At 59.3% G+C, this 12196-nt stretch carries 11 protein-coding genes and 1 pseudogene; 9 read left to right on the top strand and 3 right to left on the bottom strand.

The window, feature by feature from the left end:
• The first annotated feature begins 1244 nt into the window (after positions 1–1244).
• The 9 genes from IVB46_RS19690 (at position 1245) to IVB46_RS19650 (ending at position 9941) form a co-directional block, all read left to right on the top strand.
• Entirely contained in the window at positions 1245–1883 is a 639-nt protein-coding gene (locus IVB46_RS19690) for a TetR/AcrR family transcriptional regulator (protein ID WP_256468614.1), read from the top strand.
• A 659-nt stretch (positions 1884–2542) separates the two neighbouring features.
• Complete coding sequence (locus IVB46_RS19685) at positions 2543–3649, top strand: amidohydrolase family protein (RefSeq protein WP_247313934.1); 1107 nt, start codon at positions 2543–2545, stop codon at positions 3647–3649.
• Positions 3650–4022: 373 nt separating this feature from the next.
• Entirely contained in the window at positions 4023–4592 is a 570-nt protein-coding gene (locus IVB46_RS19680) for a cupin domain-containing protein (protein ID WP_247313936.1), read from the top strand.
• Between the two features lie 102 nt (positions 4593–4694).
• On the top strand, positions 4695–5546 hold the full coding sequence (locus IVB46_RS19675) for an alpha/beta hydrolase (RefSeq protein WP_247313937.1): 852 nt from the start codon (positions 4695–4697) through the stop codon (positions 5544–5546).
• Positions 5547–5600: 54 nt separating this feature from the next.
• A complete protein-coding gene (locus IVB46_RS19670) occupies positions 5601–7055 on the top strand; it encodes an aldehyde dehydrogenase (RefSeq protein WP_247313939.1) in 1455 nt (484 codons plus the stop codon).
• Between the two features lie 73 nt (positions 7056–7128).
• Positions 7129–7437, top strand: coding sequence for an EthD family reductase (locus tag IVB46_RS19665; RefSeq protein ID WP_247313941.1), 309 nt, complete (start codon positions 7129–7131; stop codon positions 7435–7437).
• 418 nt (positions 7438–7855) lie between these two features.
• Positions 7856–8362: a thiamine pyrophosphate-dependent enzyme gene (locus IVB46_RS19660; protein WP_247343315.1), complete on the top strand. Its 507-nt coding sequence runs from the start codon at positions 7856–7858 to the stop codon at positions 8360–8362.
• Positions 8363–8656: 294 nt separating this feature from the next.
• The gene (locus IVB46_RS19655) at positions 8657–9334 is read left to right on the top strand and encodes a TetR/AcrR family transcriptional regulator (RefSeq protein WP_247313944.1); all 678 of its coding nucleotides are present in this window, start codon (positions 8657–8659) and stop codon (positions 9332–9334) included.
• 295 nt (positions 9335–9629) lie between these two features.
• Positions 9630–9941, top strand: coding sequence for a hypothetical protein (locus IVB46_RS19650; protein WP_247313946.1), 312 nt, complete (start codon positions 9630–9632; stop codon positions 9939–9941).
• On the opposite strand, the pseudogene IVB46_RS19645 reads toward IVB46_RS19650, so the two are convergent.
• The 3 genes and pseudogenes from IVB46_RS19645 to cydB all read right to left on the bottom strand — a co-directional run.
• Positions 9941–10788, bottom strand: a pseudogene (locus IVB46_RS19645) (HlyD family secretion protein); the annotation flags it as partial. The gene IVB46_RS19650 and the pseudogene IVB46_RS19645 sit on opposite strands and share 1 nt — an antisense overlap.
• Positions 10789–11044: 256 nt before the next feature.
• Entirely contained in the window at positions 11045–11185 is a 141-nt protein-coding gene (locus IVB46_RS19640) for a DUF2474 domain-containing protein (protein WP_247343311.1), read from the bottom strand.
• Positions 11185–12192 carry a cytochrome d ubiquinol oxidase subunit II gene (cydB, locus tag IVB46_RS19635; protein ID WP_247313948.1) on the bottom strand — a complete coding sequence of 336 codons (1008 nt, stop codon included), beginning with the start codon at positions 12190–12192 and terminating at the stop codon, positions 11185–11187. The genes IVB46_RS19640 and cydB overlap by 1 nt, the downstream gene beginning before the upstream one ends.
• Between the last annotated feature and the right edge of the window lie 4 nt (positions 12193–12196).

Here is a 12196-nt window from a genome sequence, read left to right as displayed (position 1 = left end):
TGTCAGCTAACCGCAACCAGGCCTCAATCGAACGCCTGGACTTGGATCCCCCAACAATTCAACGCCGCTGTTCTCGAACGCTCTTCGGATCTTCTCGATCGTCCGACTTCGCGCGCGTATCGCGCCGTCGAGAGCTTCCAAGCGTCGTACTGTCGAAATCGCCACGCCCGAGTTCCTCGCGAGTTCGCATTGCTCCCATCCGATTAGCGAGCGGGCCGCTTTTATCTGACGAGGAATAATGAGCATGAGGAACGCGACCTCCCACTGCTTGCTGGGTCAGCGCTAAACCGCAAGCTCTCTCGCGACGTAATGCGAACGATAGCACAACTGGACGAGATGTAAAACCTTATTGGTACGGCGACGCAGCCGTCCATGCGCTCGGCTTGGTGGCGGCCGCCCATATAGGTGGACTCCGCAAACTTGCGCTCGATCAGCATCCAGCCTTCATCTTGGTCCGGATGCGCCCAAGAACCTGGATCGAACGATGCCATAAAGAGCAAGCGAGAGCTCCAGTGCATGTCACCGAACCTCATAGATTGCGCTGTCGTCGGACCTTTTCCGATCTTCGATTCGACCGCGGAAGAGTGTTTTCTGATCCGAGCTTCCGGTTCGCCCGGACACCGTACAGAATCCGGAAGGACGATCCCACCGTTCTGGATAAGAGATGCGCTTCCTTTCATACCCCCCTTTGCGAGCTGAGATAGCGGGACAAATGCGCATCGTCGGGATTCAGAAGCAAGTCACCGGAGTTACGCGCGGCGGTCGGCGTGACGGTATGAGAGTTGAAATCGCTATTCCGGCGACGAAGGCGATCGCGGGTAGGCACTTGATCTAGTTCAGCGAGTTGGCCAAGTAAGGACAGCAGGAGCAGGTAGAAGTCGCGGAGCACAATCGAAATGGGAATTTGCGAACTAAGCGAAGCATCCCGAAATGGGTTGCATAGCCACGACATCATCGAAAACTCGAAATCTGGTCGTCGCGTAGCCGATCCCGATCCTTGCTCAAGATGGCATACGAGCTGGGGCAAACACTTTCATCGTGCCCAGACGGTTTGGACGGACGATCGACCTGCTTCTCTAGATCGCGAACCGATAGCGCAATTGACTCTACACTATCCCACGCCTGCTCCATTGCCACGAGATGAGCACTAGCTTCTCAGCCACGTCTTCGTCTATCTTCATCCCAGCCGTTTTCGCAGCGGTGGCCCGTGTCTGGCCTCAGGATACGAAGATAGACTGATTGAAATGTCAAATCCGAACCATCCCACACCTGTGAAGAAGTCGGCGTCGCACAAGCGACTACGCGGGCGGCCCCGTAGCGATTCGACCCGGCGCGCGATCCTGGCGGCTACACTCCGATTGCTGCGCACGGTGACCATTCAGTCGGTGACGATCGAAGCGATCGCAAAAGCGGCAGGCGTAAGCAAAGCAACCATATACCGCTGGTGGTCATCGAAAGCCGCAGTAGTGATTGATGCATTTATGGAGCACCACGTCGTCAGTACTCCAATGGACTCGGAGTTACCTGCCGTCGAGGCCCTTACTGCTCATCTCGTTTTGTTGGTCAAAGAGTATGGCGACAGCAGGTCCGGACGACTCGTTGCTCAGATCATCGCCGAAGGTCAAAATGATCCTGCTGTGCTCAAGGCATTCCGCGAAAGATTCGCGGATGATCGATCCGAGCTCGTTTTGCGGGTTATCGAGGCAGGCCAGAAACGCGGCGAATTGCGCAAGGATGTTCCCGCCAAAGTAATGGCGGAATGTCTTTATGCTCCGGTATACTTCCGGCTCTTGCTCGGCAGTCCTCCACTAAGTAGATCCTTTGCCGAAGGGCACGCGAAGACGATGCTCGGATTGTTCAAAAGCTCCGCTCGCAAACCCTAGCTGAATCTGCACTGAGCGGGAGCGGGGGCCGCGACGAAAACAATCGCGCATTCACGAGGCCGGCGACAAATTAGTGCTTGAGCCCGGAGAGCGCGTTACAACTGCTTCCCCATGCGAAAGAACGCGCACTGTAGCATCGGCCTGCGCGGTTCTGTGGCTTTCTTCGAAAGCATCTATGCCGCCGGCGATGCTTTTCGCTGTAAGCCCTGTCAGACTGCCGACTGCGGCCGCGCCGGAAGGCTAGCCTTGCTGCGTCGCAACCTCTTCAAGGTATCGGCAGCCAACCGTCAAGGCCCCCGGCGGGATCAAGCCGGTTCAGACCCTTGGAGTACTCAACGGGGGCGAGCAGTTGACGAGTAATAATCGAAACGATACGTTTCGTTACTAGAATATAAAATGCCCGACACTGGGCGAGATGCAAGGCCAAGTATGGACCGCGCAGCCGTTTTCGCAGAATGACCTTTGGCGCGGTCGGGTACGGATGGCATACCGTTGTTCGGCGTGATCGCCAGCGCCTGGAATTCTCGCTTGTTTCAGGCTGTGGAACCCGTTCGCTGAAGTGCTTGGCTCGACAGATCGATGCAATCCATTTGGGGTCTTCACCTAGATCCAAAAATCGAATTGCGGGTATTCCACGCGACAATCGTTGGGAGAGCGTCATGCATGTTTTCACCAGGGCGACGGCTAGAAGAGATGCTTTCAGCGCAGAAGTGGTCGATCCATGCCGCCCGTCACGCTGCAACTGTGGTATCGATCGCCGTGGATTTCTCGCGGGCGGCGCCGCTGCATTAACCGCTGGCTTGACTGGCTTTGTGCCTAAGGCCGGCGCGCAAGTGACGCCACCACGCATCGACGTTCATGCCCATCTCTCGCCACCCGGCTACATTGCCGAACTGGCTCCCGCTGGAAAGATTCTACCTGCGACCGCGAATTGGTCCATCGCTAGCCATCTCGATGAGATGGATCGAGCCGGCATCTCGGTATCGCTGCTGTCCGTCGCAACGCCCGGAGTCTGGATGGGAGACATTGCGGGCAGCAGACGGCTTGCCCGCGAGGCCAATGATTTTGCCGCTAAGTTGGTGCAAGCCAATCCGAAAAGACTTGGCATGTTCGCTTCGCTTCCGTTGGTCGATGCAGAAGGCAGCCTCGCCGAACTCGCTTATAGCTTGGATCAGCTGAAAGCCGACGGTGTCGTGCTGATGACTAGCTACGACGGCAAATACCTCGGCGATCCGACGTATGATAGTGTCTTTGCCGAACTGAATCGGCGAAAGATGGTCGTCTATATTCACCCAACGCTATCCGCATGCTGCGTAAATATCATTCCCGGGATCTATGAGAACATCATCGAATTCGGCACCGACACGACTCGAGCGATTGCGCGTTGGACGTTCGGTGGCGCTGCAGAGAAATTTCCCGACATCAAGATGATTTGGAGCCATGCCGGCGGCACCATGCCGTCGCTGATCGAGCGGTTTGACTGGCTTGAAACCATTCCGCCGTACAGGGGCGCGCGCCCACGGACCTTCCGAGACCAGATCAGAGAATATTATTTCGACGTCGCTCAAGCGTCCAATCCTGTTTCGCTGACAGCACTCAAACAGCTGGTCCCCGCGTCACGGATCGTGTTCGGAACCGACTATCCTTTCCGAACCATAGCGGAGCACGTGAAGACTCTCTCAGATTCCAAGCTCTTTGACGAAAAGGAATTGGCGCAGGTGGAAAGCGGTAATATGCAAAGACTCATCCCTCGTCTGAAGACGTAGCGATCGAAGGCAGAGGTCATTTTTCCAGCCACGTGACGATTGTGCTAAAAGGTATGCGTGGATTGAAGAAGGGGAAGTTGTACGAGGACCAATGTCTTAATCCCCTTCCCGAGATATTTCTATTGTCTAGTCACGCGCCTGTTTCGGCTTGCCGGCCTTGCCGTCGTGAATCGATTGCCGGATTTCCGCGGGGCAGGATCGAAATGTCCCCAGTTCAGCCCAAGCACTTGCGGGCGGGCGCGTCCCGACTTCGCGCCACCTCATCGAGGGGGGATTGAAGCATCCTCTATCGGGTGGTCGATGTGGTCCTTGACAATATGAAACGCATCGTATCTAAAATAGTTCAACAACGCAACTTAAAGCGAGTAAAGCGATGAGCGATTTAAGGGGAAGGCAAACGTCCACTCCGATCACGGAACGCGAGTACCGGCCTGTCCGGCGCATCGTGACCGGCGAGGACGATCAGGGGCGCTCCGTGATCGTGTCCGACGGGCCTACGCCAAACGTGGCTTTCCCCACTTTCTCATCCGGCGCTGGTCAGGTCGTGTGGGCTACGGGCGCCGGTGTTGCCCCCGGCGATGACCCGGCGCCGGCGGGGCACCGCTTTGCATTCCACTCCGACGGCGGCTCGCTCTTGAGGATCGCTGACTTTGCGCCGGACGAGCAGATCGATAGCGCGAAGCTCGCGAAGTTTTTGGCGGAAAACCGCGTCCTGGGCGAGAAGCCTGGTCGACATGCCTGGTTCCACAAGACGCTTTCCTTGGATTACGCGATCGTTCTCGAGGGCGAGATATACGCCATGATGGACGTCGGCGAGACGCTCATGCGGGCTGGCGATGTTCTGATACAGCGTGCGACCAGCCACAGCTGGTCCAATCGATCGGGCAGAATGTGCCGGATGGCATTTGTGCTTCTTGCGCTGCCCGAGCGCGAAACAAAGTAAAGATCGTGCTTGTCATTTCGACGCTCGTCGATGACGCGCCAACGCGAGACCTCTTTGCCAATACGCAAGGCTGATGAACTCGCTGCCAGTGGGAGGAATTTAGTGTCGCGTGCCTTTACCATTAAACTTCCGAATGGCATCTCGATGCACTACTACGAGTGGGCGGGGCCGAAACCCGCGTTGATCTTTCTTCATCCCTCCCTTGGCTACGGTCGCATGTGGGAGTGGATGGCGGACGCAATGAGAGGGAAGTTTCACATCTACGCCCCCGACCAGCGGGGGCACGGTTACACTGACAAGGCCGATGGGGACTATTCGGCCCAAGAGTACGCCGAAGACCTCAATCTCTTCATGCAGGAATTGGGGATCAATCGCGCAGTGCTTGTCGGGCATTCGCTGGGCGGCCGTGTCGCTCAGGTATTTGCGGCCCGATATCCGCAACGCGTGTCGGCCCTTGCGCTGATTGCTGGCCCTCACCTCACCAATTTCTATGGCACCCGCGACAGTGCGCAAAAGATCATCGAGGGAATGTACGCCACGATAAATTATCCCGATGAGTTTGGGTCGAAAGAGGAGGCATTTTCTTTTCTCCGGTCCAGAAGGCCCTGGATCCATGATCCCGATGTGGGGCTTCATCATCGGATCGCTCACAACTACGTGCATCTGAAGGATGGTCGGCTAGTTCCCCGCTACGACAAGGTTCGAGTCGCGCAGGGGCTCGGTCATTTGACTTATAATCTGCGGCCATACGCCGCTCGCGTTGAGTGTCCCGTCTTGATTCTGCGCGGCAGCCTGGGCGACGCGCTCACGCGTGAGCAGGCTGACGAAATCGCAGGCTTCTGGCGAGATGCGCACGTGGTGGACATCGAAGGGCACTACGCCCTTCAGCTTGAGAATCCCGTCGCTACCGCAAAGGCAATCGAAACATTCCTGTCGAGCAATGGGGCAAGCTAAGGCCTGGGGTCTAGGCGTGGCGAGGACTTTTTGCGCGTTCGGAGGTACTGAACAATGACGTTCCGTGTGAAGCATCCTGATCGTCTCTACATCGGGGGAGAATGGGTACCGTCTCTTGATGGGAGCCCAATTGACATCGTGTCTCCCGATACGGAGCAGATCGTGTTTCGGGTCGCTGGTGCCGGTCCGCGCGACATGGATCGAGCCGTTGCAGCCGCGCGTGAGGCCTTTGACCGGGGAGGGTGGTCGACGGAACCCGTACTCGAACGCATCGAAGCCGTGCAGCGGCTCGCCGATGCATTGGGGCGCCGAGCGCCGGAACTCGCCGCAGCTTGGTCCGTGCAAATGGGTGGGCCGACGGCTCTTGCATCCCATGTCGTTGGCTACGGCACTCAAAATTTATTGGATGCTATCAAGATTGGCCGAGAGTTCCGGTTCGAGATGAATCCGCAGAGCGCCGTCGCCACGTTGGCGCGGGTCGTTCACGATCCAGTGGGCGTCGTCGCTGCGATCACACCATGGAACACTCCCTATATGCTGATGACGGCGAAGATTGCGCCAGCCCTGATCGCGGGTTGCACTGTGATAATGAAGCCAGCGCCGGAAACGCCGGTCGAAGCCTACATCATCGCAGAATGCGCTGATGAGGTGGGATTGCCCCCCGGCGTGCTTAATCTCGTTCCTTCCGAGCGCGAAGCGGCCGACCACTTGATGCGCAATCCGGGCGTCGACAAGATCGCATTCACTGGCTCAACGTCAGTCGGTCGGAAAATTGCGCAGGTCTGCGGGGAAAGCATCCGACGCTGCTCATTAGAGTTGGGAGGAAAGTCCGCGGCCATTGTGCTGGACGACTTCTCAGATGAGGAAGCAGCGAAGACGCTGACCAATACAATTGTCACACTGAGTGGGCAGATATGTGCGATGCTGACGCGTGCGATCGTGCCCCGCCACCGTCACGACGCGATCGCGGACGCGGTCGCGGCTGAGATGAAACAGATTCGCATAGGTCACTCCGATGACCCTGAAGCGCAGATGGGGCCGCTTGCAACGAAACGACAGCTCGAGCGTGTCGAACACTACGTAGCAACCGGCGTGTCAGAGGGCGCCACTCTCGTAACTGGCGGAGCCAGACCACCTCACTTGGAAAGCGGCTTTTTCTTCGAGCCCACTCTGTTTGCGAACGTCAAGAATAATATGACGATCGCCCAGGAGGAGATATTCGGGCCAGTGCTTTGCCTCATCGCTTGCGAGGACACCGATGATGCGATCCGGATCGCAAACGACTCGATCTATGGCCTAAACGCGTCGGTCTTAACGCACGACGCGGATGCGGCGGCGGCGGTCGCCAGGCGGCTGAGAGTTGGGAATGTCGCTCAGAACGGATTGCGAGCCGACTTCTCGCTGCCTTGGGGCGGATTTAAGCAATCAGGCATCGGGCGTGAAGGTGGCGAGCAAGGTCTCTCCGGATATCTCGAAACCAAGACAATGCTATTGGACGGAAAAACTTGATCAGCCGAGCCTTCCATTGACCAGGAACATGATTGGAAGTGCCGTTCCCATAAACCGCAGAAGGGATGTTAAATTGGAAAAGCTTTTCGTCCTCTATCCGGATCAACCGAACCCGGACGCGTTCAAGGCTTATTATGTGTCGAACCACATTCCGCTGGTACGTAAGTTACCCGGCCTACGGACATCTCGCTACAGCTTCGATGTGCACTCGCTTGGCGGCGAAGCGAGCTTTTTTTGCGTGTTCGAAGCCGAGTTCGCCGATGCCGCAGCCCTAGGTGCGGCAATGGAATCCCCGGAAGGTCATGCGGTAGTTCAAGACGTCCCGAGGTTCGCGCAGGTTCCTCCGATTATTCTGAGGTGCTCGGTCGAGCCCGAGTCCTGATCGTTCGTCAACTGGACTGCGATTTCCGGACGATGCAATCGTCGGTAACTCTTGTGCTTCGATTGCAATCCTATTCATGCAAGGCGTCGGCGCCAGTCGGTCGTGCTGGCCGCGCCAGAAGGATCCCTCCGACAATCCACAACTACTCGGAAGCGATCCAACTTCGTAAGCAATTCACTGAATGAAATCCGTCGATGACGTAGCACGGCATCGACGGCTGAGAAGCCTGCATCATCTCTGCCAGCGCATGTCCCGGGCCGAGGTCAAGCACCGCGGTGACACTAGGCTCCGCGAACGCGTTTAGCGTTGCCGACCAGAATGCGATCTTAACGGCGACAAGGCCCGCGCGCGCCCCTTCCCCGACAGCTTCGTCGCAGAGACCGATCACGTCCCGTTCCGCTGCCGGGGCAAAGCAACATTGCTCAAGGCGCTTGATGCGCTCCTGCTGATGCTGCCCGATCGCGCCGACCGAGCACTGCCCGCGGCGCGCACCAAGCCCGCCGCTCCTGCGGCCGCAAACCCGATACCTCCCGCCTATGCGCCGAGCCGTCTCTCCGTCCTGATGCCGGAAGACGCAATCGCGGTGGAGGACGCGCCGTCGCATCGGCCAGCGATCCAGCAATTTCTGTCCATGCGCGGCGCGGACAGCTTCTACGCGCCTCCGTCGGTGTGGCCCTGGCGCGGCCGGGCAACTGCATCGTGTGCCCGATCGGGCGACGGATCGACAATGTATTCCACCCAGGCGATCTGGACGGCCGCGCAACACGGGCTACCCATCACCTTTGTGGTGATGAACAGTTCCGGCCACGGCGCGATGCGCGCGCTCAGCCTGATCATGCAGGTACACCGCCCGCCCCGAATCGATTTGCCCGGTCTCGACTTCGTCCGTCTCGCCAAGGGCCTGGTTGCCCAGGCAACCGCGTAACGGACGTCACGCATTTCGACCGGATCCTCGGCGAGGCGCTGGCGGCAACGGGCCCCACGCTGGTCGACATCGCCTGTCGATGAGACAACGACAGATCTTTTCAATCCACCGAAGGCGTGATCGGATCATGGTCGACCGATTGGGCCCCGGCAAACTCCCGCAGGGGAATGTGTACCAATGGGTTCCATTTACTTCCGCTGCGCGTTTCGCTAAATCCCTGTGCAGACAAGGATCGGTCTTGCTCCATGGCCTTGACCGAGCGAACGTCATCGAGGTGAGGGAATGGAGAAGGTGATGAGGGCAAAGGCTCCGCAGAGGGCTGTCCGAACCGGCCGTCCCCCCAAGGAACTGGCCGCCGAAGTTGACGAGCGGATCCTGGACGCTGCGCGTGATCTCTTCCTGGCACGAGGGCTCGCCGGCGTCAGTGTCGCGGAGATCGCAAGCCTTGCTCATGCGAGCAAGGGAACGATCTACGCGCGCTTCCGCACCAAGGAGGCTCTGTTCGCCGCGATCGCGATCCGCAACTCGGAGAAGGTGCAACTGGGATTCGAGAACGCCTCGTCGCCGGGAGATACGATCGAGGAGCGGCTCACAGCTCTGGCGAGCGAGATCCTTAAGCATGTGCTCGCTGCCGACAGCATCGATTTCATGCGCCTGGCCGCTGCCGAAGCGCGCCGCTTTCCCGATCTGGCCAAGGTCGGGCGCATGATGCGCGAGCGCGGCACCCATCACGCTACCACCATCTTGCAGGAGGTGACCCTGTCGAAGCAGGACAGGCTGCTTGCAGCCTTCGCGCCGGAACGTCTGCCCAGAACCGCGCAGGTCTTCCTCGACCTCGTGGTCGCGCCGCTGCTGTTGCGGGCGGTGATTGGCGAAGATCCAAGGTCGCTGAGATCGCAGATCCGCACACATGTCGCGGAGAGCGTTGCGTTCTTCTTGGCGGCCTGTCGCAGCGGCGGGGCCGGTCGCTAGCGAGCGGCTCAGCTCGTCGTCATCGAACGCGATAGCCGGTCACGGAATGATCCCTTCTGCACTGATGCGGCATGGCCATTGCCCGCCTCTCACATTTTGGGTCCAGCAATAGAACTTCACGGTACGGTTATTTGACAGGGCAGATTGCCGCAGTTATCGGTACCGAACCGTACGGTTCTATTACTGGCGAAAGAGTATCATTTTTGAAAAGACACGGGAATTATCGGAGCGGCGGGCCAAAGGCCGTGTTCGTGCGTCGATGGTCGTCCGCGCGCGGTTTTCGGCCAGCGTTGCCATGCCGGCAATTCTGCTCGCCTCCTGCGCCGTCGGGCCGAATTTCATCACGCCCGACGCTCCGGCTGCCAGTCGCTACACGCGCGAGCCTCAACTCGTCTCGACGGAGAGCACAAGGACACCGGGCGGCAATTCGCAATCCTTCTCGCCCGGCAGCGACGTCTCTGGCATCTGGTGGACGCTCTTCCGCTCGCGCAAGCTCACGGGGTTCGTCGATGAAGCGGTCCGCAACCATCCCGACATCCAGTCCGCCGAATCCGCGCTGCGCGCCGCCCGCGAGACCGCGCTCGCCGATCAGGGCAGGGGGGCTTAGGCGTCGATGCTAAGTGTTACCGGCTGGCCCGCCCGCATCGCGTCGAGTTGGGTCTCCTTGTAGTTCGCGGTGACCCAAACGTCGTCCGGCACGAACATTGTCAGCGCGGTGCCCGGCTGCGCGAACTGGCCGACCGCGGCGCCAAGATCGACGATGCGCCCGGCCTGAGCCGCCATCACAGTTGTGTAAGACAGGTTAAGCTGAGCTTGGTCGCGCTGGGCTTGCGCCTGCGTGAGGTTTGCAACCGCGCTGTCGCGCTGCGCCTTTAGCGATTCAAGCTGGCGCTGCGCCACCTTCAGCGTCGCCTGCGCGCTCGCGAGCGCCGCCTGCTGTTGACGGAGTTGCGAGGAATACTGCTGTTCATTCTGAATCGTGCCCGCGCCTCTTTGCGCAAGGTCGTCATAGCGTGCTGCCTGCTCCGGCGCGAATACGAGCCCCGCCTGGGCCTGTTCCACCTGTGCCTGCCCGGCGTTGATTTGCGCCTGCTGGACGCTGATCTGCGCATCGATGTTGTGAATGCTGGCTTGCGCGGCCGCCGCCTGCGCCTGCGCCTGCGCGAGCGCAATGCGGTAATCGCGATCGTCTATGCGCGCGACCACGTCGCCGGCGGCGATGTGCTGGTTGTCGGTGACCGGAACCGCCGTGAGGTAGCCGGACACTTTGGGGCGATCGAAAACTGCCGGGCCGCGATGAAGGCGTCGTCGGTTGTCTCAAAATGCCGGGCGTAGTCCCAGTACAGGTAGCCGAGCCCCGTCGCCATCACGACGAGTATCAATCCAAGTACGGACGCTAACGGGCGCCGCCGCAGAAAACCTGCGCGATGCGCATCGCCGCTATCACCATCCATTTGTGAATGATCGCCCTCGTTTTCCGGAGCTTCCACGGTGCGGCGCTCGGGCGCGCGCTCCTGCGGCATTGGCACGCGGTCCACGATCCCATCCCCATCCCCGGTCGGCAGGTCATCGGCGACCGGATTTCGTAACGAGGGTCGTGTTGGCGGCATCGGTGGAAGCTTCAGCACTGATTTCCTGTGTCTCTAACTTCATGGCTCAGGCTCCTGATGTTGAACGTCCGAACAATCTTCGCTTTGCCGGCGGGAGCGGTCATCCCGTTAGCCCGGCAAGGTTCATCAACATGCGAAATGCGATCGATAAGATCGCCAAGCTCACGACACTCGCCGTCCAGATCAGGACCAGCCAGCCGATCCGCCACGGCCAGGTTGGCAAGGAAGTTCGCCGCTCCATCAGTGATAACCCTCGCCGATCCTCACCTTGCCGCGGAACACGTAGTAGGCCCAAGCCGTGTACCCGAGGATGAAGGGAATAACGAACAGCGCACCTAGCAGGGCGAAACCCATGCTTTGGGGCGGCGATGCGGCGTCCCAGATGGAAATCGCCGGCGGGATGATGTGCGGCCACAGACTGATGGCGAGCCCGCTGTAGCCGAGAAAGAGCAGGAGCAGCGCCAGCAGAAAGGGCGTAGCATGAGTGTCGCGTTTCAGCGTATGGAAGATCGCCCACGCCACAAGCAACACGAGGAGCGGAACGGGTGAGAAGAACAGGAAGTTCGGTAGCTTGAACCATCGCGCCGCCACATCAGGATGTGAGAGCGGCGTCCAAAGGCTGACGATGGCTATCGTGAGCAACAGGACGAGTGTTGCGGCTCTAGCGAGAACCTTCATGCGACGCTGTAACGCGCCTTCGGTTTTCATGATCAGCCAGGTCGAGCCAAGCAGCGCGTAGGCCACCAGGAGGCCAAACCCGGTGAAAAGGCTGAATGGTGTAACCCAATCGAACGTGCCGCCGGCATAGGAGCCGTCCGTGACGGCAATGCCGTTGATGAAGGCGCCCAGCGCAACGCCTTGACAGAAGGTGGCGATGTAGGAGCCGAAGGCGAAAGCCCTGTCCCAGAACGGCCGATGGGATAGGTCCGCCTTGAAGCGGAATTCGAACCCGACTCCACGCCAGATCAGGCCGGCGAGCATCAACATCAGCGGCAGGTAGAGGGCACTCAGGATGACCGAATAGGCGAGCGGGAAGGCCGCCATCATCGCTGCGCCGCCCAGAACCAGCCACGTCTCGTTGCCGTCCCAGACTGGCGCCACCGTATTGACCATCACGTCGCGACGTTCGCGATCAGGAATGAACGGAAAGAGAATGCCGATACCCAGATCGAATCCGTCCATCACGACATACATCATCAGGCCAAAGCCGATAATCAGTGCCCAAAGAAGGGGAAGATCGATGCCCATCTCG

Source organism: Bradyrhizobium sp. 61 (assembly GCF_023073075.1).
Lineage (GTDB): Bacteria > Pseudomonadota > Alphaproteobacteria > Rhizobiales > Xanthobacteraceae > Bradyrhizobium > Bradyrhizobium barranii.
This window is presented reverse-complemented; position numbering and strand designations above follow the sequence as displayed.

What these genes read in the sequence shown, in the direction of transcription:
- IVB46_RS19690 (WP_256468614.1), top strand. Translation starts at nt 1,245, where the DNA reads ATGTCAAATCCGAACCATCCCACACCTGTGAAGAAGTCGGCGTCGCAC.
- IVB46_RS19685 (WP_247313934.1), top strand. Translation starts at nt 2,543, where the DNA reads ATGCATGTTTTCACCAGGGCGACGGCTAGAAGAGATGCTTTCAGCGCA.
- IVB46_RS19680 (WP_247313936.1), top strand. Translation starts at nt 4,023, where the DNA reads ATGAGCGATTTAAGGGGAAGGCAAACGTCCACTCCGATCACGGAACGC.
- IVB46_RS19670 (WP_247313939.1), top strand. Translation starts at nt 5,601, where the DNA reads ATGACGTTCCGTGTGAAGCATCCTGATCGTCTCTACATCGGGGGAGAA.
- IVB46_RS19655 (WP_247313944.1), top strand. Translation starts at nt 8,657, where the DNA reads ATGAGGGCAAAGGCTCCGCAGAGGGCTGTCCGAACCGGCCGTCCCCCC.
- IVB46_RS19650 (WP_247313946.1), top strand. Translation starts at nt 9,630, where the DNA reads ATGCCGGCAATTCTGCTCGCCTCCTGCGCCGTCGGGCCGAATTTCATC.
- IVB46_RS19640 (WP_247343311.1), bottom strand. Translation starts at nt 11,185, where the DNA reads ATGGAGCGGCGAACTTCCTTGCCAACCTGGCCGTGGCGGATCGGCTGG.
- cydB (WP_247313948.1), bottom strand. Translation starts at nt 12,192, where the DNA reads ATGGGCATCGATCTTCCCCTTCTTTGGGCACTGATTATCGGCTTTGGC.